At 70.6% G+C, this 23599-nt stretch carries 22 protein-coding genes and 1 riboswitch; of the genes, 10 read left to right on the top strand and 12 right to left on the bottom strand.

The genetic code is table 11. The annotated features are described in order from the left end of the window. Positions 1-22 precede the first annotated feature (22 nt). The gene (locus tag OG504_RS21885; protein ID WP_405991353.1) at positions 23-520 is read right to left on the bottom strand and encodes a carboxymuconolactone decarboxylase family protein; all 498 of its coding nucleotides are present in this window, start codon (positions 518-520) and stop codon (positions 23-25) included. Positions 521-566: 46 nt separating this feature from the next. Here OG504_RS21885 and OG504_RS21880 point away from each other — a divergent pair, with 46 nt between their 5' ends. Next, positions 567-1958: a PLP-dependent aminotransferase family protein gene (locus tag OG504_RS21880; RefSeq protein ID WP_405991352.1), complete on the top strand. Its 1392-nt coding sequence runs from the start codon at positions 567-569 to the stop codon at positions 1956-1958. Between the two features lie 29 nt (positions 1959-1987). Here the strand turns inward: OG504_RS21880 and OG504_RS21875 are convergent, their stop codons facing one another. Both OG504_RS21875 and rocD read right to left on the bottom strand, forming a co-directional pair. After that, positions 1988-2833, bottom strand: a complete 846-nt coding sequence (locus tag OG504_RS21875; protein ID WP_405996399.1) for a hypothetical protein — start codon at positions 2831-2833, stop codon at positions 1988-1990. 21 nt (positions 2834-2854) lie between these two features. Continuing rightward, complete coding sequence (gene rocD, locus OG504_RS21870) at positions 2855-4165, bottom strand: ornithine--oxo-acid transaminase (RefSeq protein WP_405991351.1); 1311 nt, start codon at positions 4163-4165, stop codon at positions 2855-2857. A 91-nt stretch (positions 4166-4256) separates the two neighbouring features. Next, a riboswitch (ZMP/ZTP riboswitch) is annotated at positions 4257-4346 on the top strand. Between the two features lie 31 nt (positions 4347-4377). On the opposite strand from rocD, the gene OG504_RS21865 reads away from it, so the two are divergent. Next, positions 4378-5832 (top strand): glycine hydroxymethyltransferase, encoded by a 1455-nt coding sequence (locus tag OG504_RS21865; protein WP_405991350.1) that lies wholly within the window; start codon positions 4378-4380, stop codon positions 5830-5832. A gap of 45 nt (positions 5833-5877) precedes the next feature. Here OG504_RS21865 and OG504_RS21860 read toward each other — a convergent pair whose 3' ends face one another. The 4 genes from OG504_RS21860 to OG504_RS21845 form a co-directional block, all read right to left on the bottom strand. Next, complete coding sequence (locus OG504_RS21860; RefSeq protein WP_405991349.1) at positions 5878-6567, bottom strand: hypothetical protein; 690 nt, start codon at positions 6565-6567, stop codon at positions 5878-5880. 28 nt (positions 6568-6595) lie between these two features. Then, complete coding sequence (locus OG504_RS21855) at positions 6596-7288, bottom strand: hypothetical protein (protein WP_405991348.1); 693 nt, start codon at positions 7286-7288, stop codon at positions 6596-6598. A gap of 279 nt (positions 7289-7567) precedes the next feature. After that, complete coding sequence (locus OG504_RS21850; RefSeq protein ID WP_405991347.1) at positions 7568-8539, bottom strand: hypothetical protein; 972 nt, start codon at positions 8537-8539, stop codon at positions 7568-7570. Further along, entirely contained in the window at positions 8526-9086 is a 561-nt protein-coding gene (locus OG504_RS21845) for an RNA polymerase sigma factor (protein ID WP_405991346.1), read from the bottom strand. The genes OG504_RS21850 and OG504_RS21845 overlap by 14 nt, the downstream gene beginning before the upstream one ends. Positions 9087-9228: 142 nt before the next feature. On the opposite strand from OG504_RS21845, the gene trpS reads away from it, so the two are divergent. Beyond that, positions 9229-10242: a tryptophan--tRNA ligase gene (gene trpS / locus OG504_RS21840; RefSeq protein ID WP_405991345.1), complete on the top strand. Its 1014-nt coding sequence runs from the start codon at positions 9229-9231 to the stop codon at positions 10240-10242. Between the two features lie 187 nt (positions 10243-10429). Further along, positions 10430-11008: a 2'-5' RNA ligase family protein gene (locus OG504_RS21835; protein WP_405991344.1), complete on the top strand. Its 579-nt coding sequence runs from the start codon at positions 10430-10432 to the stop codon at positions 11006-11008. Positions 11009-11014: 6 nt separating this feature from the next. Here OG504_RS21835 and OG504_RS21830 read toward each other — a convergent pair whose 3' ends face one another. Beyond that, positions 11015-11758 carry a decaprenylphospho-beta-D-erythro-pentofuranosid-2-ulose 2-reductase gene (locus tag OG504_RS21830; protein WP_405991343.1) on the bottom strand — a complete coding sequence of 248 codons (744 nt, stop codon included), beginning with the start codon at positions 11756-11758 and terminating at the stop codon, positions 11015-11017. Between the two features lie 170 nt (positions 11759-11928). On the opposite strand from OG504_RS21830, the gene OG504_RS21825 reads away from it, so the two are divergent. Continuing rightward, the gene (locus tag OG504_RS21825; RefSeq protein ID WP_405991342.1) at positions 11929-12882 is read left to right on the top strand and encodes a YihY/virulence factor BrkB family protein; all 954 of its coding nucleotides are present in this window, start codon (positions 11929-11931) and stop codon (positions 12880-12882) included. Here the strand turns inward: OG504_RS21825 and OG504_RS21820 are convergent. Further along, entirely contained in the window at positions 12830-14143 is a 1314-nt protein-coding gene (locus OG504_RS21820) for a D-alanyl-D-alanine carboxypeptidase family protein (protein WP_405991341.1), read from the bottom strand. The two genes, OG504_RS21825 and OG504_RS21820, sit on opposite strands and share 53 nt — an antisense overlap. Positions 14144-14234: 91 nt before the next feature. On the opposite strand from OG504_RS21820, the gene OG504_RS21815 reads away from it, so the two are divergent. From OG504_RS21815 to OG504_RS21800, 4 genes are all read left to right on the top strand, one after another. Next, positions 14235-14474, top strand: coding sequence for an SCO4848 family membrane protein (locus tag OG504_RS21815; RefSeq protein WP_033280279.1), 240 nt, complete (start codon positions 14235-14237; stop codon positions 14472-14474). 4 nt (positions 14475-14478) lie between these two features. Continuing rightward, entirely contained in the window at positions 14479-15714 is a 1236-nt protein-coding gene (locus OG504_RS21810) for a metallophosphoesterase (protein ID WP_405991340.1), read from the top strand. 196 nt (positions 15715-15910) lie between these two features. Next, positions 15911-17467, top strand: coding sequence for an ABC transporter substrate-binding protein (locus tag OG504_RS21805; protein WP_405991339.1), 1557 nt, complete (start codon positions 15911-15913; stop codon positions 17465-17467). 128 nt (positions 17468-17595) lie between these two features. Continuing rightward, positions 17596-18000, top strand: a complete 405-nt coding sequence (locus OG504_RS21800) for an ATP-binding protein (RefSeq protein ID WP_405991338.1) — start codon at positions 17596-17598, stop codon at positions 17998-18000. A 42-nt stretch (positions 18001-18042) separates the two neighbouring features. Here the strand turns inward: OG504_RS21800 and OG504_RS21795 are convergent, their stop codons facing one another. Together OG504_RS21795 and OG504_RS21790 are read right to left on the bottom strand one after the other, a co-directional pair. After that, on the bottom strand, positions 18043-19497 hold the full coding sequence (locus OG504_RS21795) for a sensor histidine kinase (RefSeq protein ID WP_405991337.1): 1455 nt from the start codon (positions 19495-19497) through the stop codon (positions 18043-18045). Further along, entirely contained in the window at positions 19494-20180 is a 687-nt protein-coding gene (locus OG504_RS21790; protein WP_366489322.1) for a response regulator transcription factor, read from the bottom strand. Before OG504_RS21790 ends, OG504_RS21795 begins: the two co-directional genes overlap by 4 nt. 188 nt (positions 20181-20368) lie before the next feature. On the opposite strand from OG504_RS21790, the gene OG504_RS21785 reads away from it, so the two are divergent. Next, positions 20369-22771: an MMPL family transporter gene (locus OG504_RS21785; protein ID WP_405996398.1), complete on the top strand. Its 2403-nt coding sequence runs from the start codon at positions 20369-20371 to the stop codon at positions 22769-22771. A 22-nt stretch (positions 22772-22793) separates the two neighbouring features. On the opposite strand, the gene OG504_RS21780 is transcribed toward OG504_RS21785, so the two are convergent. Further along, entirely contained in the window at positions 22794-23588 is a 795-nt protein-coding gene (locus OG504_RS21780) for a TetR family transcriptional regulator (protein ID WP_405991336.1), read from the bottom strand. Between the last annotated feature and the right edge of the window lie 11 nt (positions 23589-23599).

Raw genomic sequence — 23599 nt, 5'->3', positions numbered from 1 at the left:
CCCAACACCCGTCCAGGCGACGTCACTTGAACTGTCCCGCCTTGTAGTGCCCCGGCACCATCCGCGTGCTCACCCCGAACCGGTTCCACGCGTTGATCACCGTGATCGCGGCGATCAGCTGCGCCAGCTCGGCCTCCTCGAACTGCTCGGCCGCCCGCGCGTACACCTCGTCCGGCACGAAACCGTCCGTGATCACGGTGACCGCCTCGGTCAGCTCGATCGCCGCCAGCTCCTTCTCCGTGTAGAAGTGCCGCGACTCCTCCCACGCGCCGAGCTGGATGATCCGCTCCACGCTCTCGCCCGCCGCGAGCGCGTCCTTGGTGTGCATGTCGAGGCAGTACGCGCAGTGGTTGAGCTGCGAGGTGCGGATCTTCACCAGTTCCAGCAGCTTCGGGTCGAGGCCCCGCCGGGCGGCGATGTCGAGACGGACCATCGCCTTGTAGACCTCGGGCGCGTGCTGGGCCCAGTCCAGGCGGGGGCTGTGCTCGTGGGCGTAAGGAGTTTCCTGTGCTGTGGTCATGTCTTGACTCTAGAAGTCAGGCAGCCCAGGAGTATGGTCCATTTCCATGGCGAAACCTTGGGCCACTTTTGGCGTCGACCTGCATCTCGATCCGACCGCCACCAGCACCGGTGTCCGCCGCGGCCTCACGGACGCGCTGCGCGACGCCGTCCGCACCGGCCGCCTAGCCCCCGGCACCCGGCTGCCCTCCTCCCGCTCGCTCGCCGCCGACCTGGGCGTCGCCCGCAACACGGTCGCCGACGCCTACGCCGACCTCGTCGCCGAGGGCTGGCTCACCGCCCGCCAGGGCTCCGGCACCCGCGTCGCCGAACGCGCCGTCGTCCCGCCCACCGACACGACCCCACCCCGCCGCCTCCACAGTCGCCCCACCTACGACCTCGTCCCCGGCACCCCGGACCTCGCCGCCTTCCCCCGCGCCGAGTGGCTCAAGGCCGCCCGCCGCGCCCTCACCAACGCCCCCTACCAGGCCCTCGGCTACGGCGACCCCCGCGGCCGCGTCGAACTCCGCACCGCCCTCGCCGCCTACCTCTCCCGCGCCCGCGGCGTACGCGCCGACCCCGAGCACATCCTGATCAGCGCGGGCATCTCCAGCGGCCTGCGCCACCTCGGCGCCGTCCTGCGGACCCGCGGCGCCCGCACCATCGGGGTGGAGTCCTACGGCCTCGCCGTCCACTGGCAGATCCTGGACGAGGCCGGCCTGCGCACCCGCCCGCTCCCCTACGACGAACTGGGCACGAACCCCGGCCGGTTGACGGACGAACCGGCGGTCCTCCTGACCCCCGCCCACCAGTTCCCCATGGGCGTCCCCCTCCGCCACGACCGCCGCTCCGCCGTCGTCGACTGGGCCCGACGCACCGGCGGCCTGGTTCTGGAGGACGACTACGACGGCGAGTTCCGCTACGACCGCCAGCCCATCGGCGCCCTCCAGGGCCTCGACCCGAACCACGTCGTCTACCTCGGCACCGCCAGCAAGTCCCTCGCCCCCGGCCTCCGCCTCGCCTGGATGGTCCTGCCCCCCTCACTGATGGAGGAGGTCGCGCAGGCGAAGGGCGGCATCGACACCTGCGGCGTCCTGGACCAGCTGACCCTCGCCGAGTTCATCAACTCCGGCGCCTACGACCGCCATGTCCGCGCCGCCCGCCTGCGCTACCGCCGCCGCCGCGACACCCTGGTCGACGCCCTCGCCCAGCACGCCCCCGACGTCCACGTCACCGGCATCGCGGCCGGCTTCCACGCCGTCCTCAGCCTCCCACCCGACACCGAACGGTCCGTGGTCCAGGCCGCCGCCTGGCAGGGCCTCGCCCTCCACGCCCTGTCCTTCTACCGCCACGAACACGCCCTCGCCGACCCCCTGGACGCCCTGGTGGTGGGCTACGGCACACCACCGGACCATGCGTGGGCGGGGGCGCTGGAGGCGCTGTGCCGGGTACTGCCGTGACCTACGCGGCCGTTCTCGTGTGTCCTGGCCTACGCCGTTTCCACGGGAGCTTCGTCGGCCGCTTCCGCCGGCGCCTCACCGAACCGCGCCAATGCCAACGCCCCCGCCACAGCCACCAGGAACCCCAACACCGCCAGCCACTCAAGCCCGTCCCGCGTACGGTCCCCGAGCCACACCACCCCGACCAGCGCCGGACCGATCGTCTCCCCGATCACCAACCCCGCCGTCGCCGTCGTCACCGACCCCCGCTGCAGAGCCGTCGTCAGCAGCAGAAACGCCGCGCCCCCACCGACGAGCAGCGCGTACGTCGCCGGATTGCCGAACAGCGTCGACGGTGACAGCGAGTCGATCAGCCGGACCGCCACCTCGACGACCCCGAACCCGAACCCGGCGCCAAGACCGAGCGTCAACGCCCGCCCCCGCTCCGGCAGTCGCCCCCCGACCAGCCCGAGCAGCAGCACCACCACCGCTGTCCCGAGCATCGCCCACTTCAACGCTGTCGACCCGGCCCGGTCCCCCTCCGCCCCGGACGCCAGCCCCAGCATCGCGAGGCCCGCGCACACCACGCCGACGGCTCCCCACTCCACGCCGCTGAGCCGTACCTTCAGCAGCCGCGCGGCCACCACGGCCGTCACCGCGAGGCTCGACGCCAGTGCCGCCCCGACCGCGTAGATGGGAAGCGACCGCAGCGCCGCGATCTGGAACACGAACCCCAGCCCGTCCAGCCCCAGCCCCGCCAGATACCGCCACTGCCGCAGCGCCCGCAGCAACAGCGCCGCGTCCCCGCCCCCACCCGCCGTGGCCGCCCGCGCGGCGACCGCCTGCAACACCGTCGCCGTACCGAAGCAGACCGCCGCGCCGAGCGCGCACACCATTCCAAAGAGCACAAAGTGACTCTAGGGGAGGGGAGATCGCCACGGGCCTCCCATGTGGGCCCTCTCACCGATCTCCGGAGATTCCCCGGACCGGCAACGGCCCTGGACCCCCAACACCGCCCGCAGTTGGGCCAGCCCCCAGTCCAGGTCCTCCTGGCTGATCATCAGCGGCGGTGCGATCCGGATCGTCGACCCGTGGGTGTCCTTCACCAGGACGCCCCGGTCCATCAACCTCTCCGAGATCTCCCGGCCCGTCCCGACCGCCGGGGCGATGTCGACCCCCGCCCAGAGACCCCGCCCGCGCACCGCCGTCACCCGGCCCGTACCGGTCAACTCCTGCAGTTCCCGGTGCAGATGCTCCCCGAGCTCCGCGGCCCGCGCCTGGTACTCGCCCGACCGCAGCATCGCGATCACCTCCAGCGCCACCGCACACGCCAGCGGATTCCCGCCGAACGTCGACCCGTGCTCCCCGGGCCGGAACACGCCCAGTACCTCCGCACTCGACACCACCGCCGACACCGGCACCACCCCACCGCCCAGCGCCTTCCCGAGGACATACATGTCGGGCACCACCCCCTCGTGCTCGCACGCGAACGTCCGCCCTGTCCGCCCGAGCCCGGACTGGATCTCGTCGGCGATGAGGAGCACGTTCCGCTCCCGGGTCAACTCCCGTACCCCCGCCAGATATCCGGCCGGTGGCACCAGCACGCCCGCCTCCCCCTGGATCGGCTCCAGCAGCACGGCCACCGTGTTCTCACTCACCGCCGCCCGCATCGCGGTGAGGTCCCCGTACGGCACGATCCCGAAGCCCGGCGTGTACGGGCCGAAGTCCGCCCGCGCCTCCGGGTCGGTCGAGAAGCTGACGATCGTCGTCGTACGGCCGTGGAAGTTGTTGCCCGCCACCACGATCTTCGCCCGCCCTTCAGGCACGCCCTTGACCCGATACCCCCACTTCCGGGCCGTCTTCACCGCGGTCTCCACCGCCTCCGCGCCCGTGTTCATCGGCAGCACCAGCTCCATGCCGCACAGCTCGGCCAACTCCTCGCAGAACGCGGCGAACCGGTCGTGGTGGAACGCCCGCGACGTCAGCGTCACCCGCTCCAACTGAGCCTTCGCCGCCGCGAGCAGCCGCGGATTGCCGTGCCCGAAATTGAGCGCCGAATACCCGGCCAGCAGATCGAGATAGCGCCGCCCCTCCACGTCCGTCATCCACGCACCGTCGGCGGTGGCGACGACCACCGGCAGCGGGTGGTAGTTGTGCGCGGTGTGCGCCTCGGCGGCGGCGATGAGGGCTTCCGTACTGTCCTGGTTACTGGCTTCCGTACTGGTCACGGCGTCTCCCGGGGGTGAGGGTGCCCCTTTCCTATCCTCGCCCGCATGGTGGACGCAGGAGCCGCACCGTCCGGCACGCCCGGTAGGCTGACCGGCGGGCCGTGACTGGCGCGCTGGGATGGGACCGACCATCGGGGAGCGGCCCGAGCTGGAATGTGTGCCGTGCGCCTGGGCCGTACCGAGAACGCCGAACGCCACGTCCGGAGGTCCCCATGCCCGACAATTCCGCGCCCCTCTCCAACGAGTCCATCGCCTTCCGCGCCGCCCTCGACGTGATCCGCGCCGTCGAACCGCGCGTCGCCGACGCCATCGGCCAGGAAGTCGCCGACCAGCGCGAGATGCTCAAGCTGATCGCCTCCGAGAACTACGCCTCCCCGGCCACCCTCCTGGCCATGGGCAACTGGTTCAGCGACAAGTACGCCGAGGGCACCATCGGCCGCCGCTTCTACGCCGGCTGCCGCAACGTCGACACTGTCGAGTCCCTCGCCGCCGAGCACGCGCGCGAACTCTTCGGCGCCCGCCACGCCTATGTCCAGCCGCACTCCGGCATCGACGCCAACCTCGTCGCCTTCTGGTCGATCCTCGCCGACCGCGTCGAGGTCCCGGCCCTGGCGAAGGCGGGCGTCCGCCAGGTCAACGACCTCTCCGACGCCGACTGGGCCGAACTCCGCCAGGCCTTCGGCAACCAGCGCATGCTCGGCATGTCCCTGGACGCCGGCGGCCACCTCACCCACGGCTTCCGCCCCAACATCTCCGGCAAGATGTTCGACCAGCGCTCCTACGGCACAGACCCCGTCACCGGCCTCATCGACTACGAGGCCCTGCGCGCGTCCGCCCGTGAGTTCAAGCCGCTGATCATCGTCGGCGGCTACTCCGCCTACCCGCGTCTCGTGAACTTCCGCATCATGCGCGAGATCGCCGACGAGGTCGGGGCGACCCTGATGGTCGACATGGCGCACTTCGCCGGCCTGGTCGCGGGCAAGGTACTGACCGGCGACTTCGACCCGGTCCCGCACGCCCAGATCGTCACCACCACCACCCACAAGTCGCTGCGCGGCCCGCGCGGCGGCATGGTCCTGTGCGACGACTCCCTCAAGGACCAGGTCGACCGCGGCTGCCCGATGGTCCTCGGCGGCCCGCTCCCGCACGTCATGGCAGCCAAGGCCGTCGCCCTCGCCGAGGCCCGGCAGCCCTCCTTCCAGGACTACGCCCAGCGCATCGTCGACAACTCCCGTGCGCTGGCCGACGGTCTGATGCGCCGGGGCGCCACCCTCGTCACCGGCGGCACCGACAACCACCTCAACCTGATCGACGTCGCCTCCTCCTACGGCCTCACCGGCCGCCAGGCCGAGGCCGCGCTGCTCGACTCGGGCATCGTCACCAACCGCAACGCCATCCCCGCCGACCCCAACGGCGCCTGGTACACCTCCGGCATCCGCATCGGCACGCCCGCCCTGACCACCCGTGGACTGGGCACCGCCGAGATGGACGAGGTCGCCGGTCTCATCGACCGGGTCCTCACCACCACGGAGCCCGGCACCACCAGCAAGGGCGCGCCGTCCAAGGCCCAGCACATCCTCGACCCGAAGATCGCGGACGAGATCTCCCACCGTGCCACCGACCTCGTCGCCGGCTTCCCGCTCTACCCGGAGATCGACCTCGGCTGACAGCTGACATACGCCCTCTGTTGAGTTGTCAAAGATCGGCGACTCTCACAGATCGATGAGTTCCTGTCGTGGTTCCTCGCGCGGCGGTCCGGCCTCACGCCGGGCCGCCGCGCGGCGTATCAGCAGCGTGCCGCCGACCCCGACAGCCACACCTGCTGCCGCCCACGAGACGGGCCCGGCCAGCCCCGCCGATCCGGACCCGCCCCCAACTGCCTTGCTGCCGTTACCCGTTCCGCCGAGAACCCCTGCCCGCTCCAACTGCGCGAAGACCGCACGCGGTGCCCGATGCCAGCGGATGTCGTCGTCCGCCACCTCCGGAGCCGGATCAGTCCGCACCCACGGTGTGCCGTCCGCGGCCACGAACAACTGGTCCTCCCGCTCCACCGCGACATCGCCACCCGGAGCCCGACTCGTCCGCGGCCAGCCCCCGACCCCGGTCAGCCCCCACACCACGGTCATCCGCACCGCCGGATACCGGCCCGCCTCCCACTCCTGCGACACCCGCTCCGTCCCCGCGTATGTCGGCTGCAGCAACGTCCACAGGCGTGCGAACGACGACTCCCCGGAGCGCCAGGTCTCCGTCCGGCCCGTGTCGCCCGCCACGACCAGCGCCAGATCCGGGATGTCCCGGAGCGGAGCCGCTTGGACCTGGTGCATTCCGACCAGGGCCATCAGCACCGGCCCGGCCACGAGACACAGGCTCCGCAACCTCGCCCGTCCCCTTCCGACTTCCATTCCTCCCCCCTCCGTCTCTTGCCGCCCCTCACACGTCCCGCAACTCCTGCCGAGGCCCCGGCTCCCGCCCCTTCCGCCACCGGTCCAACGGCAGCCGCGCGACGAACGGCCGCAGAACCAGGGCCAGTACCGCTCCGGCAGCCGCACCCGGTATCGCCCACCACCAGTCGGTGCCATGACCCTTGTCCGGCAGGGAGACCCGCACCGTGGTGGTCCCGGCCGCCGTGTCGGCGTCAGGTGCGACGGTCGCCGGCGCGGGCTCGGTCGACTGCCACGGTGCCGGGAAGATGCCGGAGTAGCCGTCGCCGGTGTCCTTGCCCGTCACACCCAACTTCTTCAAGAGAGCGTGCAGTTGGGCGGGTTGCCCGGCCCGGTGCCAATAGCCGTTCAGGTTCGTGTTCTCCGAGGCGTCGGCCGCCGTGTGGATCCAGACCGCCTGCGGCCGGGAATCGACCGGAAAGACCCGGTCGATCCGCCAGGGCGATATGTCGTGCGCCAGCCAGGTGACGTTGATCTGCCGGGCGTGGGCCAGATCGGCCTCGGGCGGCTTGTCCCGGGTGCCTTTGCCCTCCGGCCCGAGCAACTGCTGGAGTTCTCCGTACTGTTCGTCCGAGTAGTACAGCGCTTTCGCCTGCTCGCTCTCCGGCGAGGTCACGAGCACGCTCGTCGGCCCGCCCGCCGCCGCGTCCGACGCGCCCCACAGCATGAGGGCCAGCGTCATCGCCAACGCCCCGCTCAGCGCCGCCAGTTCACGAACCCCGCCCGGACACCTCCCAGCCCTGCCCGCACTCCCGCGCGTCCCGCCCGTAACTCCGCCAGCCCCGCCCGTACTTCCGCCGCCGAACACCCGAACCCCCAACCAGCCGATCCCCGTACGGCCCGACCGCGAGCCGCCTGTCACTTCTGGTACACCGCTCGACCCGCCGAGGTTCCCACCCCACCCGCGCCGTCTGAACTGCCCGCACTCCTCGCACAGTTCGCGCCACTTGCACAGGTCGCCCTACCTCCGTCGATCGAGCGACCGCGCGATCTCCACGGCCCGCTCCTTCGACCCCACACCCTCCAGACGGAACGTCAGATTCTCGCCCGGAACCCCACCGACCACATGGGTCCACAGCAGCGTCGGCCCCGTCGTCCGCTCCTCCCGCGTGAAACGGTCCCCGTCCGCGTCCACCAGCCAGAAACTCAGCAGATGCGGTCGCGCGAACCACAGCGCCGGGTCCTGTATGCCCTCCGGCGGGACGGTCCCGCTCAGCGACAACCACTCCGGCGGCTCGCGCACCGTCTTGGCGAAACCGACGTCCAACCGCGCCGGATACTCGTCGACCCGGACCGTGTGCCCGCCCTCCCGCCAGCACAGGCTGACCAGAAAGCGACCCCGCGGCTCACCGGTCACCGTCACCGCGTCCGGCACGCCCAGCGCGTCCGGCACCACCGGCTCGAACCCCGCCCGCCGACGGGCCTGCGCCAGCGTCACCGACCGCCCGCACCCGGGCACCTCAGCCCCGGCCGAGGGCACCGCCGACGGGTCGTACCGCACCTCGACCCCGCCGAAGCCGAACCAGTCGAAGACCGCCGCCCGCACCGGAGGCGTGAGCACGAGCACCGTCAGCACACCGCACAGGGCCGCCACCAGCGCCCGCCGCCGCATCCGCATCCAGCGCCGGACGGCCCGCAGCCGCTCCCGAACCCCGGTGGGCCCGGCCTCCTGAACGGGGACGGGGATCTGCTCGGCCACTATCTGCGCCAGCACCCGCTCGACCATCGTCTCGGACCCCGCGGTCTCGCCCCCGTCAGCACCCCGCGCGTCCAGCGAACGCCCCAACGCCCGCAGCTCCGCGGGCAATCGAGAGGCACCAGCGTGCCCATCGCGGCCCACCCGCCGACGCCCGCCGCCCTCACCGGTACCGGCACTCGCACCTTCAGCGGCGCCCTCACCGTCGTACGACTTCCGTCCGTCACTCACACTCATCACCCCCTTCCCGAGGTCGGAAATCCGGCAGCAATCGCCCGAGTTTCTTCAGCGCGCGGTTCAGCCGGGACTTCACCGTGCCGCGTGGCCAGCCCAGGGCCTGGGCCGTCTCCGGTTCGTCCATCTCCAGGAGATAGCGGTAGGTCACGACCAGGCGGTGGTCCTCGCTCAGCTGGTCCAGGGCGGAGAGCAGGGCCGCGCGGCGCTCCGTCTCCAGCGTGGCCACCGCCGGGTCCGCCGATTCCGGTATCAGCGGCTCGGCCTCCGCGAACGCCGCCTCCCGGCCGGCGAGCGTGCGCTGACGCGCCGCCGTACGCACTGTGTTCCTCGTCTCATTGGCGACGATCGACAGCAGCCACGGCTTGAACGCCGCGCCGTCCCGGAACCTGCCCAGCGCGCAGTACGCCTTGACGAAGGCCTGCTGCACCACGTCCTCCGCGTCCGCTCCCGCCCCGAGTGCCGCGGCCGCCCTGAGTGCGATGCCCGTGTGGGCCCGCACCAGCTCCGCGTACGCCTCCGGCTCTCCGGCGCGTACGCGTGCGATCACCGCGGCCTCATCGACGATGCGGCCCCCCTCCCGCGTCTCCACATATTTGGTACACCGCCCGAACCGGATCGGTTCCCACCCGTGTCGCATCTCTTCCGAACCAGTTCCGGACCGGGTCCCGAGACCTGAGAGAATGGTGAACATGGCGACAGACCGACCCCGCGTGCTCTCCGGAATCCAGCCCACAGCAGGCTCGTTCCACCTCGGCAACTACCTCGGCGCCGTCCGCCAGTGGGTGGCCCTGCAGGAGTCCCACGACGCGTTCTACATGGTCGTCGACCTGCACGCGATCACGGTCCCGCAGGACCCGGCGGACCTGCGCGCCAACACCCGGCTCGCCACCGCACAGCTGCTGGCCGCGGGGCTCGACCCGGAGCGCTGCACGCTCTTCGTCCAGAGCCATGTCCCCGAGCACGCCCAGCTCGCCTGGGTCATGAACTGCCTGACCGGCTTCGGTGAGGCGGCCCGCATGACCCAGTTCAAGGACAAGTCCGCCAAGCAGGGCGCCGACCGCGCCAGCGTCGGCCTGTTCACGTACCCGATCCTCCAGGTCGCCGACATCCTGCTGTACCAGGCGCACGAGGTGCCGGTCGGCGAGGACCAGCGCCAGCACATCGAGCTGACCCGCGACCTCGCCGAGCGGTTCAACGGCCGCTTCGGCGACACCTTCACGATCCCGAAGCCGTACATCCTCAAGGAGACGGCGAAGATCTACGACCTTCAGGACCCGTCGATCAAGATGAGCAAGTCGGCGTCGACTCCGAAGGGCCTCATCAACCTCCTCGACGATCCGAAGGCGACCGCCAAGAAGGTCAAGAGCGCGGTCACCGACACGGACACCGTGATCCGCTACGACGCGGAGCACAAGCCGGGCGTCAGCAACCTGCTCACCATCTACTCGACCCTCACCGGCACCGGAATCCCGGAACTGGAGCAGAAGTACGAGGGCAAGGGCTACGGTGCGCTCAAGACGGACCTCGCCGAGGTCATGGTCGAGTTCGTGACGCCCTTCAGGGAGCGCACCCAGCAGTATCTGGACGACCCGGAGACGCTCGACTCGATCCTGGCCAAGGGCGCGGAGAAGGCGCGAGCCGTCGCGGCCGAGACCCTCGCCCAGGTGTACGACCGGGTCGGCTTCCTGCCCGCCAAGCACTGAGGCGTACGACCGCACCCAAGTACCGACTGACGTACCACTGGACAGAGCGCTGCACATCACTACGGTTGCGCCTGCCCACAACTCAGGTGTGGTCGTACAGTCGATAGCCGGGTGTCCGCACGTGTGGCCGCCCCCGCTCACCATGAAGACCACCATCAGGACCATCGACAGGACGACAGGAGACGACGTGGGGACCGTAACGATCGGTGTGTCGATCGCGGTCCCGGAGCCTCACGGCAGCCTGCTCCAGGAGCGGCGCGCGGGCTTCGGCGACGCCGCGGCTCACGGTATCCCCACGCACGTCACGCTGTTGCCGCCGACCGAGGTGGACGCCTCGCAACTGCCCGCGATCGAGGCCCACCTGGTCGACGTCGCCGCCGCCGGACGCCCCTTCCCGATGCGGTTGTCCGGCACCGGGACCTTCCGGCCGCTGTCCCCGGTCGTCTACGTCCAGGTCGTCGAGGGCGCTTCCGCCTGCACCTGGCTGCAGAAGCAGATCCGCGACGCCTCCGGGCCGGTGGCACGCGACCTGCACTTCCCGTACCACCCGCACGTCACCGTGGCGCACGGCATCGACGACGAGCTGATGGACCGTGCCTACGAAGCGCTCGCCGACTACCGCGCGGAGTGGTCGTGCACCGGCTTCGCGCTCTACGAACAGGGCCCCGACGGCGTCTGGCGCAAGCTACGCGAGTTCGCCTTCGGCGGAGCCGTCGTACCGCCCCAGGCGGCCCACACCGAGCGCGGCACGATCCCCAGCCACTGAGCGCTCTCAGACCGTCAGCCGCCGGAACAGCCCCCGTGGCAGGTGTCGCAGCACCGACGTCACCACGCGCAGCGTCCCCGGCACCCACACCGTCTCCGAGCCCCGGCGCAGGCCCAGTTCGATGGCTGTGGCGACGGATTCGGGGGTGGTCGTGAGCGACGCCGCCCTCGGGTCGGCCATGGTCCTCGACCGTACGAGCCCCGGGCGTACGACCATGACGTGCACGCCCGTGCCGTGCAGCGCGTCGCTCAGGCCCTGCGTGAAGGTGTCCAGGCCGGCCTTGCTGGAGCCGTAGATGAAGTTCGCGCGGCGGGCCCGTTCGCCGGCCACAGAGGAGAGCACCACCAGGGAACCGTGCCCCTGGGTCTGCAACGCCCGCGCGCTGACCAGACCGGCCGCCACGGCACCGACGTAGTTGGTCCGCGCCACGCGCACCGCGGCGGCCGGTTCACGCTCGTCCCGCGCCTGGTCACCGAGGACGCCGAAGGCGAGCAGCACCATGTCGACGTCGCCCTCCGCGAAGACCTTGCCGAGCACCGTCTCGTGGGAGTCGGGATCGAGCGCGTCGAAGGCGACGGTGTGGACCTCGGCCCCCAGGGCGCGCAGTTCCGAAGCGGCACTCTCCAGGGCGGGCGACGGACGGCCCGCCAGCCACACCGTGCGGGTCCGGCGGGCGATGAGTCTGCGGGCGGTGGCCAGCGCGATCCGGGACGTACCGCCGAGGACGAGGAGGGACTGTGGAGGACGCATGCCGGTGACCGTATCGCCCGCTTATGGGCAGTTCGCCGTACGGCGTCGGCGCCCTCCCTGAAATGGGCGATTAATCGGATGCCCTCCCATTGCCACTGCCTGGGACGCCACGCACGCGAGTTCCCTGGGTACTCGCACATCGGTCTCGCGGACGAGGGCAGAATCGGATCATGGACTGGCTGAAGAAGCTCCCCTTCATCGGGCCGCCGGTGGCGCGCCTGATGCTCACGCACGCGTGGCGGTCGTACGAGCGGCTGGACCGGGTGAAGTGGTCGCAACTGGCCGCCGCGATGACGTTCATCAGCTTCATCGCGCTGTTCCCGCTGCTGACCGTGGCCGCCGCGATCGCCGCCGCCACCCTGAGCACCGACCAGCAGCACCAGCTGCAGGACAAGATCGCCGAGCAGGTCCCCGGCATCTCCGACCAGCTCAACATCGGTTCCCTGGTGGACAACGCGGGCACCATCGGTCTCATCGCCGGTGCCGTCCTGCTGTTCACCGGCATCGGTTGGGTCGGCTCGATGCGGGAGTGTCTGCGCGCGGTGTGGGAGCTGCCCGACCGCGACGAGAACCCCCTCCTGCGCAAACTCATCGACACCGGGGTGCTGATCGGCCTGGGCGGCGCCGTCCTCGCGACGATCGCCATCTCGACCGTCGCCTCCGCCCTGGTCGACTGGATCAGCCGCGAAATGGGCCTGGTCGAGGGCGGCTGGGGCGGGATCCTGCTGCGCATCGCGGCGTTCGGCGTCGCCGTGTTCGTCGACTTCCTGCTGCTGCTGTACGTCCTGACGCTGCTGCCCGGCGTCGAACCCCCGCGCCGCCGGCTCTCCGTGGCCGCGCTGATCGGCGCGGTCGGCTTCGAACTGCTGAAGCTGCTGCTCAGCGGCTACATCCAGGGCGTCGCCGCGAAGAGCATGTACGGCGCGTTCGGCGTCCCCGTGGCACTGCTCCTGTGGATGAACTTCACCTCGAAGCTGGTCCTGTTCTGCGCCGCCTGGACGGCGACGCCGAGCAAGGGTGACCCCGCGGACGACGAGTACGACCCGGCCGACGAGACCGAGAACCCGAAGGTCAGGGACGAGGGCGACGACGGACCAGATCCGGCAGTGGCCAGCGCCGGTTGACCAGGAAGACACCCGCCGCGAGCAGCACCAGCAGCCCGCCGGTGACCGCGAGCGCGATCCCGACCCCGCTCGAACCGTCGTCCTCGGAAGCCGCCGCCGAGGCCGACCCACTGGCGCTCGGCTTCGTGGACGTGTCGCCGCCCGCCTCCCCGGAGGCCGTCGCACCCGGCTGTGCGCTCGCCTGCGGGACGTTCTTGGGCGCGACGAGCTCACCCACCGGCTGCACCTTCCCGTCCGCCTGGAAGCCCCAGTCGAGGATCTTCGCGGCCTCCTTGTAGACCTCGTTGTGCTCGTCCTTCTCCGGGTTCATGACGGTGACCAGCAGCACCTTGCCGTTGCGCTCGGCGACGCCGGTGAAGGTCGCGCCCGCGTTGGTGGTGTTGCCGTTCTTGACGCCCGCGATGCCCGGGTACACCGAGACGTCCGAGTCGCCGCTCAGCAGCCGGTTGGTGTTCTGGATCTCGAAGGTCCCGCGGACCGACTTGCCCTTCTTCTTCGTCGTCTCGCCCGGGAACTTCGCGCTCACCGTCGAGCAGTACTCCCGGAAGTCCTTCTTCTGCAGCCCGGAGCGCGCGAACAGCGTCAGGTCGTACGCCGACGAGACCTGCCCCGGCTCGTCGTAGCCGTCCGGCGTCACCACGCGCGTGTCGAGTGCCTGGAGGTCCTGGGCGTGCGCGTTCATGTCGGAGACGGTCTTGGCGACGCCCCCGTTCATGTGGGACAGGACGTGCACCGCGTCGTTGCCGGAGCGCAGGAAGACACCGAGCCACAGGTCGTGGACCGTGTAGCTCTCGCCCTCCTTTATCCCGACCAGGCTGGAACCGGCGCCCATGCCGGCCAGGTCGGCCGCGACGACCTTGTGCTCGGTCGTCTTCGGGAACTTCGGCAGCACGGTGTCCGCGAACAGCATCTTCAGGGTGCTCGCCGGAGGCAGCCGCCAGTGCGCGTTGTGCGAGGCGAGCACCGCGCCCGACTCGGCGTCGCTCACGATCCACGACCGCGCGGTCACGTCCTTCGGCAGCACCGGGACGCCGTTCGTCAGATTGACCTGCGTCCCCGCCTGGCCGAGGCGGGCGCCGCCCACCGACGACATGTTCGCCGGGGGAGTGGCCGTAGGACTCGCCGACGAACTCGTGGACGAACCAGGGGTGGGGGTCGGACTCGGGGCCGCGAGGGCGACGGGCGCGGTGAGCGCGAGGGACGACAGGGCGGCGGAAAGCACCAGCAGGGGTCGCCTGATGGTCTGCAGTGGAGCGGGCACGGACGAGAACGTACATGCCGGGGGACCCGAAGTCCCGTCACCGGCCCCACCCCGGACACGGGCCCCCGGGGACGACGGCGATACTGGACTCATGAAGCTCAGCCGCCCCGTCTCCTGGTTCCTGCTCGCCTTCGGGGTGTGGAGCTGGGTCATCTGGGTCACTTTCGTCAAGAACCTGGTCAAGGACACGAGCGGACTGGCCTTCGACGACGGCCACCCGACGGCGTATTTCTGGGTGCATCTGACCCTCGCCGTCGTCTCCTTCGTATTGGGGACGGTCATCGGGGGCCTCGGGTTGCGTGGACTGCGCGCACTGCGCGAGACGTCATAAAGAAGTGGCCATCGTCGTCATCGCTCTCGTGGCCCTGATCGCCGTCGCCGTCCTCGGCGGGCTCCACTGGTACGTCTGGCGCCGCCTCGTCCGCGACACCACGCGCGCGTGGGGCCCCGCCCGCGTCACCGGCACGGCCGTCCTCGTCGCCGGCCCGGTCCTGATGATCGCGGCCCTGGCCACCGAACGCGGTGGCGCACCCTTCTGGCTCCAGCAGATCCTGGGCTGGCCCGGCTTCCTGTGGATGGCCCTCGCGATCTACCTCCTGCTGGCCGTCCTCGCGGGTGAGGTCCTACGGCCGCTGCTGCGCCGCCTCCTCGAACGGCGTGGGCGGGCCGGGACGGCCGTAGGAGCGCACGAGGCCCCTGCCTCTGCGACAGCCCCCGCAGAAGCCCCTGAAGCGCCGCAGAGCGCTCCCTCGCGCCGTCTCTTCGTCTCCCGTGTCGTCGGGGGTGCGGCCGCCGCCGCGGCCGTCGGGACCGTCGGGTACGGCACCTACGGTGTGCTGCGCGGGCCGAGTGTGAAGCGGGTGACCGTGCCGCTGGCCAAGCTGCCGCGGTCCGCGCACGGGTTCAGGATCGCGGTCGTCAGTGACATCCACCTGGGGCCGCTCCTGGGGCGCGGGTTCGCGCAGAAGGTCGTCGACACGATCAACGCGACCCAGCCCGATCTCATCGCCGTCGTCGGTGACTTGGTGGACGGCAGTGTCAAGAACCTTGGGCCCGCCGCGGCACCCCTGGCCGGGCTGAAGGCGCGGTACGGCAAATTCTTTGTCACGGGTAATCATGAGTACTTCTCCGGTGCCCAGCAGTGGCTGGAAGAGGTCCGCACGCTCGGGATCCACACCCTGGAGAACGCCCGTACCGAACTGGCCGGATTCGACCTCGCCGGGGTCAACGACCTCCAGGGCGAGAGCGAGGGGCAGGGGCCCGACTTCGGGAAGGCGCTCGGCGACCGTGACGCCACGCGCGCGTGCGTGCTGCTCGCGCACCAGCCCGTACAGATCCACGAGGCCGTGAAGCACGACGTCGACCTCCAGCTCTCCGGGCACACCCACGGTGGCCAGCTGTGGCCCGGCAACTTCGTCGCGGCGGCGGCCAATCCGACGGTCGCGGGCCTGGAGCGGTACGGCGACACCGAGTTGTACGTCAGCCGGGGCGCGGGCGCCTGGGGACCGCCCACGCGCGTGGGGGCGCCTTCGGACATCACGGTCGTCGAACTGGCCTCGAAACAGGCTTAGTTGCCGATGCCGGAGCATGTCTGCGAACTGGCTGAGAACCGGCTGTGAAACGGGCAATTAACACCCGTCGGTAAGTTCTTTCTCATCTCGGCAGAACCCTCTTCCCCCGGATGAAACTCCTGTGGTTAGGTGATCCGCGCCACTAGGGGAGTGGCATATGGGAGGGGCCCGGGAGGGCCCTCGGGAGGGCACACCGATGCGGTCGGTTCGCATACGGATTCTCGCGACGCTGCTGGTTCTGGCGGCCGTGGGAGTCGGGGGCTGGCAGTTGCTGCCCTCGGACGGAAGCAAGGACAAGACGATCACGGTCGGGACGACGGACGCTGTCACGTCCCTCGACCCGGCCGCCGCGTACGACGCCGGTTCCTGGGCGCTGTACAGCAACGTCTTCCAGTCGCTGATGACGTTCGACTCGGGCGGTACGACACCCGTGCCGGACGCGGCCAAGAGCTGCGCGTTCGTGGGCGGGGGGCTGACGACGTACCGCTGTGTGGTGCGCTCGGGGCTCACCTTCCCGAGCGGGCGCGCGATGACCGCCGAGGACGTGAAGTTCTCCTTCGACCGGGTCAAGAAGATCAACTCCGATGTGGGTCCGTCGTCTCTGCTCTCCACGCTCGGCTCGGTCGACGCCTCCGGGATGACGGTCACCTTCCATCTGTCGTCCCCGGACGCCACGTTCCCGTTCAAGGTGGCCACCGGCGCAGGTGCGATCGTCGACAGCACCAAGTACCCGAAGGACGCGCCGCGCAACGGCTACCAGGTCGACGGCACCGGGCCGTACACCCTGTCCGCGTATACGAAGGACAAGAAGGCGGTCCTTTCCCCGAACAGCCACTACAAGGGTGCCGTCAGCACCGCCGGGAGCCCGATCGAGCTGCGCTACTACGCCGACTCGGACGCGCTGCAGAAGGCGTACCAGGCGAAGCAGGTCCAGGTCGCCACCCGCCAGTTGCCGCCGAAGATGCTCTCCGGGCTCTCCGCGAGCGACCCCAACCAGCGCGTGTCGGAGGCGGACAGCTCCGAGACCCGCAACCTGTATCTCAACACCCGTAAGGGCACGCCCCTGCACGACGTCCTCGTCCGGCGGGCGATGGCCTGGCTGATCAACCGCGAACAGCTGGCCGCCACCGTGTACGACGGCACGGTCGACCCGCTGTACTCGCTGATCCCCACCGGCATCGTCGGCCACACGACGTCCTTCTTCGACGACTACCCCTCCCAGAACGTCGACAAGGCGAAGGAACTCCTCGAAGAGGCCGACGTTTCCGTCCCGGTCCACTTCACCTACGGCTACGGCATCGGGCACGGCGCCGGCAAGGAGGAGGCCGCCGAGCTGAAGAAGCAGCTGGAGGCGAGCGGGCTCTTCAAGGTGGACGTCAAGGGCTACGAGTGGACCGACTTCCAGAAGCGCTGGGCGACCGGCAAACTGGACGCGTACGCCGTCGGCTGGGTCGCCGACTACCCCGACCCGGACACCTTCGGCTCCCCGCTCGTCGGCACCGGCTCCACCATGAACACCGGCTACAGCAACAAGATCGTCGACCAACTGATCCTCAGCAGCCAGAAGTTCGCCGACCGCAGCCGCGTCGACGACGACTTCCGCGACCTCCAGTCGGACGTGGCCGCGGATGTGCCGCTGATCCCGCTGTGGCAGCGCAAGGAGTACGTCGTGAGCAGCGAGGACATCGGCGGAATCTCCTATCTCACGGACGGCACAGGCGTGTTCCGGCTGTGGGCGCTGGACTGGATCTGACGCGATCCCGTGCCGTCGCACGTGATCCTCTTCCGTTGACCTTCGTTCGATCTTTTGTCCGAGTGACGCCGGTCGGCCCTCGCACGCAGCACCATGTGACGGAGGTGTGTGTGGGGTGAGGAGCCGACGTGGTCAGACGCAACGCCTTCCGGCTGCCCCGGCACCCGGCTTCCGTGGGTCTCGCCCGGCGCCGGGTCCGGGACCATCTGGCCGACTGGGGGCACCGGAGTGACGACCCGGCGCTCCAGGACGCGGTGCTGCTGGTGTCCGAGCTGGCGACCAACGTCGTACGCCACGGGCCGCTCCTGGAGCGGGAGTTCGAGGTGGCGGTGACGGCCCTCGCGGACGGCTCCTGCCTCATAGAGGTGTCGGACGAGGGCCGTGTGGAACCCCGCCTGCGGGTTGTGACGGCCCTGGAGGAGGCCGGCCGGGGTCTCCACCTCGTGGAGGGCATCGCGGCCGCCTGGGGCGTCTGGAGCCGCGGCGCACACGGCAAGACGGTCTGGGCCCTGGTCCAGGCCGACACCCCATGACGCACCGCGTGTTCGCCGACACCCCATGACACAGGCGCTGTTCTACGACGGCACAGGCGTCCGCGTCGGCAGCGTCACGGTCACCGCGAGCCCCTCGCCCGGCGCCGTCCGCACCGCCACATCGCCGCCGTGCGCCTTGACGACGCCCTGCACGATGGCCAGCCCCAGACCGCTGCCCGCACCGCCGCCCGCCCGGAAGAAGCGGTCGAAGATGCGCGCCGCGTCGTCCTCGCGGAGCCCCGGACCCTGGTCCGCGACACACAGCCGTACGACCCCGTCCTCGCGCTCCACACCGAGTCGCACGGGCACGTCGGCGGGGGTGTGGGTGCGGACGTTGGTCACCAGGTTGCCGAGTACCTGGCGCAGGCCCGACTCGTCGGCGCGCACCAGGAGGGAGCCGTCGGCGCCGACCGTGACGGGCCGCTCCGGCTGCTGCACGCGCAGGTCCTCGGCGGCGTCGCGCACCAGGCGGCTCAGATCGACGCTGCGGAAGCGCAGTTCGGGCCGCTGGTCCAGGCGGGCCAGCATGAGGAGTTCGTCGACGAGACGGCCCATGCGGTCCGCCTCCGCGTTCATCCGGTCCCAGGCCCGCCTGCGCTCGTCGGGCTCGGTCAGCATGCCCTTGTCGTACAGCTGGAGGTAGCCGCGTATCGCCGACAGCGGGGTGCGCAGCTCGTGCGAGGCGTCGGCGACGAAGCGGCGCAGCTGGGCCGCCGTACGCTCGCGCGTGCGGTACGCCGACTCCACCTGGTGGAGCATCGAGTTGAGGGCGACCCGCAGCTGCTCGACCTCCTGCGTCGGATGGTGGCTGGAGGGCACGCGCCGGGTCAGGTCGCCCTCGGCGATGGCCGTGGAGGTCTCGACCATGTCCTCCAGGGGCAGCATCCGGCGGCGCACGCTCATCATGGTCAGCGCGGCGAGCAGCACGAGCAGCAGGCTGCCGAAGGCGAGGTCCAGCTTGAGGGCCTTGGCCATGCCGTTGTGGAGGCCGCCGGTGGAGGCGGCGATCAGGATGTACGTGCCGTCGGCGAGCCGGGTCCCGATCGCCCGGTACGGGGCGTGGCGCAGCGAGATGTCGCGCGGTGTGCCGTCGGCGGCCAGCGTTGCCGGGTCGCTGAAGACGGCGGCGAGCGCCCGCTGGTCGGTGGTCGGGGCGAAGCCGGCGATCGTGAGCACTGTGCCCTGGGAGTCGACCGCCGCGAACACCTTGTCCGGGTTCGGTGAGTCGGCGCTCTCCTGGGGCATCAGATGGTCGCCGATGCCGGACAGCGTGCTCAGCATGTTGAGTTGCGGAATGGTGAGCTGCGAACCGCTCAGCGAGTCACGGGACTTGGTCAGCTCGGTGTCGACCTGGGCGAGCAGATAGTGCCGCATGCCCATGAGGCTGACGGCGGTGGCCATGACGATGCCGAGCGCCAGCAGCGCGAGGTTGGCCAGGGTCAGCTTGGCGCGCAGGGAGTGGGCCCCGCGCTCGCAGTTCGGCAGCCGGATGTTCATGCGAGCCCGTATCCGACGCCCCGCCGCGTGGTGATCACGGGCGGTCCCAGGGTCTCCAGCTTGCGCCGCAGATAGCTGATGTAGGTCTCGACGACGGTCGACTCCGGCGGGGTGTGCTCGTACTGCCAGACGTGGCGCAGGAGTTGCTCCTTGGGCACGACCCGGCCGCCGTTGCGCACCAGGAAGCGCAGCAGGGCGTACTCCGTGGGGGTCAGCTCGACCGAGCGGCCCGCGCGGTGCACCGAGTACGTCGTCTCGTCCAGCTCCAGGTCGCCGTAGCGCAGGGGCGGGCGCTGGGGGAGGACGTCGGCGGGGCGGGTGCGGCGCAGGACGGCGGTGATGCGGGCGACGACCACGTCGATGTCGAAGGGCTTGGTGATGTAGTCGTCGCCGAAGCCGAGGGCGCCGACGATCTCGGCCGGCGCGTCCCGCGCGGTGAGGAAGACGACCGCCAGATCCGGCCTGCGGGCGCGCAGTTCGTGCCCCAGGGCGCGGCCGTCGCCGTCCGGGAGCATCACGTCGAGCAGCGCGCAGTCCGGGCGGGTGCGCTCGGCGAGGGCGAGCGCCTCGCGCACGGTGCCCGCGACCATCACCTCGAAGCGGTGGTAGCGCAGCGCGATGGCGAGGACGTCCGCGATGCTCGGTTCGTCCTCGACCACCAGCACGGTTCCTGGAGCCGTCATGCCCCCAGTATCGGCCGGGGCACTGACAGCCGGGCCGGTTCGGTCTTTGGAGTTCCTTGAGAGTCATGGCCGATGCATGTCCACGCGTGCGTGCCGCCGCCAATTCTGTAGGCCAGGACCTGGGGGACCGTCCGACCGATCGACCGAGTCAACTCGGTTTCGAATAAGGAGCGTTGAGCGTGGCGGCATTGGCACGGTGGTGCTATCGGCACCGGCTGGTGGTCCTGTTGCTGTGGGTGGGGGCGTTGTTCGGCCTGGGCCTGTCGGCCTCGACGGCCGGGACGGACTACGCGAACGTGTTCTCCCTCCCGGACACGGACTCCAAGAGCGCGTACGACCAGATGGCGAAGGCCTTCCCGAACACCTCGGGCGACACCGACACGGTGGTCTGGAAGGTCGACTCGGGTTCGGTGAAGGACCCGTCCGTACGGTCCCGGATCCAGCCCGCGCTCGACAAGATCGCCGGAATGAAGGGCGTCGGCGGGGTCACCGGCCCCTACTCGGGCGCCCGGGGCGCGGGGCAGATCAGCTCCGACGGGACGATCGCGTACGCGCAGGTCACCTTCGCCGAGCAGGCGAACGCCGTCCCCAAGGACCTCGTCCAGAACGTCGTGGACACCGCGCAGAGCGCCGAACGCAAGGGCCTCCAGGTCGAACTGGGCGGCCAGGCCGTCCAGCGCGTGGAGGAGCCGCCGGGCGGCATCGCCGAGGGCGTCGGCATCCTCGCGGCGGCGATCGTCCTGTTCCTGGCCTTCGGCTCGTTCTACGCGATGCTGCTCCCGATCGGCGTCGCGATCTTCGGCGTCGGCACGGGCCTGTTCTCCACCCAGCTCCTCAGCCACACCACCGACATCCCCGACCTGGCCCCGCTGCTGGCCACCCTGATCGGCCTCGGCGTCGGCATCGACTACGCCCTGTTCATCGTCACCCGGCACCGGCGCGGCGTCCAACGCGGCCTGGATCCCGAGGAGTCGGCGGTCATCGCCCTCAACACCTCGGGGCGCGCGGTGCTGTTCGCGGGCGGCACGGTGTGCATCGCGCTCGCCGGGATGCTGGTGACGAACCTGCGCTTCCTGGACGGCGTGGTCATCGGCACCTCGCTCACGGTCGTCCTGAGTGTGCTCGCGGCCACGACGCTGCTCCCCGCCCTGCTCGGCTTCCTGGGCGTGCGGGTGCTCAGCCGCAAGCAGCGCCGCAAGCTGGCCGCGACCGGGTCCGAGCCGGAGCGCACCGACAACCTCGCGGCCCGCTGGTCGGCCGCCGTGCAGAAGCGGCCGCGCCGGATCGCCGTGTTCGCCCTCGTCGTCATGGCGGTCCTCGCCTTCCCCATCCTGTCGTTGCGCCTCGGCGCCACCGACCAGGGCAACGACGACTCGTCGACGACCACCAGGCAGGCCTACGACCTGCTCGCCGACGGCTTCGGGCCGGGCTTCAACGGCCCCCTCCAGGTGGTCACTTCGGGCGGCGACACCGCCACGCTGGTCGAGGACATCCGGGCGACGAAGGACGTGGCCCAGGTCGCCGCGCTGCCGCCCGCGCACGGCGTGACGGTGATCCAGGTCGTCCCGAAGACCTCACCGCAGTCCGTGCAGACGGACGACCTGATCGACACCCTGCGCGACAAGGTCATACCCGAGGCCGGCGTGACCGGCCACGTCGGCGGCGTGACGGCGATCTCCAAGGACTTCGCGACCGTCACGGGCGACCGCCTCCCGCTCTTCGTCGCGACGATCATCGGCCTGAGCTTCCTGCTCCTCCTGCTCGCCTTCCGCTCGCTCGTGGTCCCGCTGACGGCCGCCCTGATGAACCTCATCGCGGCGGCGGCCTCCTTCGGCGTCCTGGTGGCGATCTTCCAGTGGGGCTGGGGCCTGGACATGCTCGGCCTCGGCAAGGAGGGCCCGATCAACGCCTTCCTGCCGGTCATCATGCTGTCCCTGCTGTTCGGCCTCTCCATGGACTACCAGGTGTTCCTGGTGAGCCGTATGCACGAGGAGTGGGTGCACACCAAGGACAACGCCCGCGCGGTCCGCGTCGGCCTCGCGGAGACCAGCCGCGTCATCAACAGCGCGGCCCTGATCATGGTCTGCGTCTTCCTGGCCTTCGTGCTCAGCGGCAACTCCGGCGCGGCGACGGCGGGCGTCGGCCTGGCCGCCGCGGTCGCCCTCGACGCCTTCATCCTGCGTACGGCCCTGGTGCCGGCCGCGATGCACCTGCTCGGCAAGTCCAACTGGTGGCTGCCCGGCTGGCTGGACAAGGCGCTGCCGCACCTCGCCGTGGAACCCGCCGAGGAGCCCGCTCCGGCCGTTGTGGAGGGCCCGTCCTCAGCCGTCCACGGTTTCGTCCGTACGACCGAGGGTGAGCCCGTGGAGGGCGCCTCAGTGACGCTGCTGTCGGCCGGGGGACGCCAACTGGACCGCGTCGAGTCCCTGGCGGACGGCTCGTACATTGTGTCGGTGCCGGGCCCGGGGACCTACCTCCTGGCGACGACGGCGACCTCGTACGGCTCGATCGCCCGCCACGTGGCGGTGACGGACGGTCCGCTGGTCTACGACGTCGAGCTCGCGGAGGGCGAGGTGGACGCCGTCAACTGACGGCATCGACTGACCGGAGTGTTCAGGGGCGTTCGTCGTCGGCGGGTCCGGCGGCGGGCGCCCCGCGCTTCTCCCTCTTCGCCTTCGCCGGATCGGGCAGCGCGTTGGTCATGCCCGGCAGGAAGTCCGTGAACAGCTCGTGCACCTCCAGGACGAGCGGCCGCAGCACCCTGAAGCGCGCGAGGGAGACCCCGCGCGCGGTGAGACGCGCTCCGCGCTCCGCGAGCCGGTAGCTCCGCTCACGGCCCTCGGTCCGGTCGAACACCCAATACAGCACGAGCCCCATCTGGGAGAGCCACATCAACTCCGGGAGCACGTCCCGCAGTTCCGGCGCCACCTTGGTCTTCGCGCCGAACAGCACCTCCTTGTGGACGTCGATGGCCTGCACGCGCGCGTGCTCGCTCTCCGCGGAGAACGGGCTCAGCGGGCTGTCCGGGTCGGCGGCGTTCTTGAAGAACTGCACCGCGAACTCGTGGTACGGCTTCGCGACGTCCAGCCACACCCGCAGCACGCCCGCGAGCCGCGCCTCCAGATCGGTCTCCCGGTCCAGCACCTCGCGGACCGCGATCCGGTGCTCCTCGGCGAGCCGGTCGTAGAAGCCCTGGATCAGGTGCTCCTTGCCGGCGAAGTAGTAGTAGGCGTTGCCGACCGAGACGCCCGCCTCCTTGGCGATCGCCCGCATCGTCGTCTTGTCGTAGCCGTGCTCCTGGAACAGCCGCATGGCCGTCTCCAGGATCAGCGCACGGGTCTGCTCGGACTTCGCGGACCTGGCGGGCGTACCGCCGTCCTCTTCGGGGCTGTCGTTCTTCGCGGGCACGGAAAGAGAGC

The sequence above is a fragment of the Streptomyces sp. NBC_00986 genome, from assembly GCF_045162565.1.
GTDB lineage: Bacteria > Actinomycetota > Actinomycetes > Streptomycetales > Streptomycetaceae > Streptomyces.
Note: the sequence above shows the minus strand (reverse complement) of the source record. Positions and strands in the feature narration are given on the sequence as shown.

Bases quoted from the DNA above. Each gene is read 5' to 3' on its own strand.
- OG504_RS21815 (WP_033280279.1), top strand. From the start codon at position 14,235: ATGAAGCTCAGCCGCCCCGTCTCCTGGTTCCTGCTCGCCTTCGGGGTG.
- OG504_RS21805 (WP_405991339.1), top strand. From the start codon at position 15,911: ATGCGGTCGGTTCGCATACGGATTCTCGCGACGCTGCTGGTTCTGGCG.
- OG504_RS21825 (WP_405991342.1), top strand. From the start codon at position 11,929: ATGGACTGGCTGAAGAAGCTCCCCTTCATCGGGCCGCCGGTGGCGCGC.
- trpS (WP_405991345.1), top strand. From the start codon at position 9,229: ATGGCGACAGACCGACCCCGCGTGCTCTCCGGAATCCAGCCCACAGCA.
- OG504_RS21850 (WP_405991347.1), bottom strand. From the start codon at position 8,539: ATGAGTGTGAGTGACGGACGGAAGTCGTACGACGGTGAGGGCGCCGCT.
- OG504_RS21795 (WP_405991337.1), bottom strand. From the start codon at position 19,497: ATGAACATCCGGCTGCCGAACTGCGAGCGCGGGGCCCACTCCCTGCGC.
- OG504_RS21860 (WP_405991349.1), bottom strand. From the start codon at position 6,567: ATGGAAGTCGGAAGGGGACGGGCGAGGTTGCGGAGCCTGTGTCTCGTG.
- OG504_RS21865 (WP_405991350.1), top strand. From the start codon at position 4,378: ATGCCCGACAATTCCGCGCCCCTCTCCAACGAGTCCATCGCCTTCCGC.
- OG504_RS21790 (WP_366489322.1), bottom strand. From the start codon at position 20,180: ATGACGGCTCCAGGAACCGTGCTGGTGGTCGAGGACGAACCGAGCATC.
- OG504_RS21880 (WP_405991352.1), top strand. From the start codon at position 567: ATGGCGAAACCTTGGGCCACTTTTGGCGTCGACCTGCATCTCGATCCG.
- OG504_RS21855 (WP_405991348.1), bottom strand. From the start codon at position 7,288: ATGACGCTGGCCCTCATGCTGTGGGGCGCGTCGGACGCGGCGGCGGGC.
- OG504_RS21830 (WP_405991343.1), bottom strand. From the start codon at position 11,758: ATGCGTCCTCCACAGTCCCTCCTCGTCCTCGGCGGTACGTCCCGGATC.
- OG504_RS21885 (WP_405991353.1), bottom strand. From the start codon at position 520: ATGACCACAGCACAGGAAACTCCTTACGCCCACGAGCACAGCCCCCGC.
- OG504_RS21875 (WP_405996399.1), bottom strand. From the start codon at position 2,833: ATGGTGTGCGCGCTCGGCGCGGCGGTCTGCTTCGGTACGGCGACGGTG.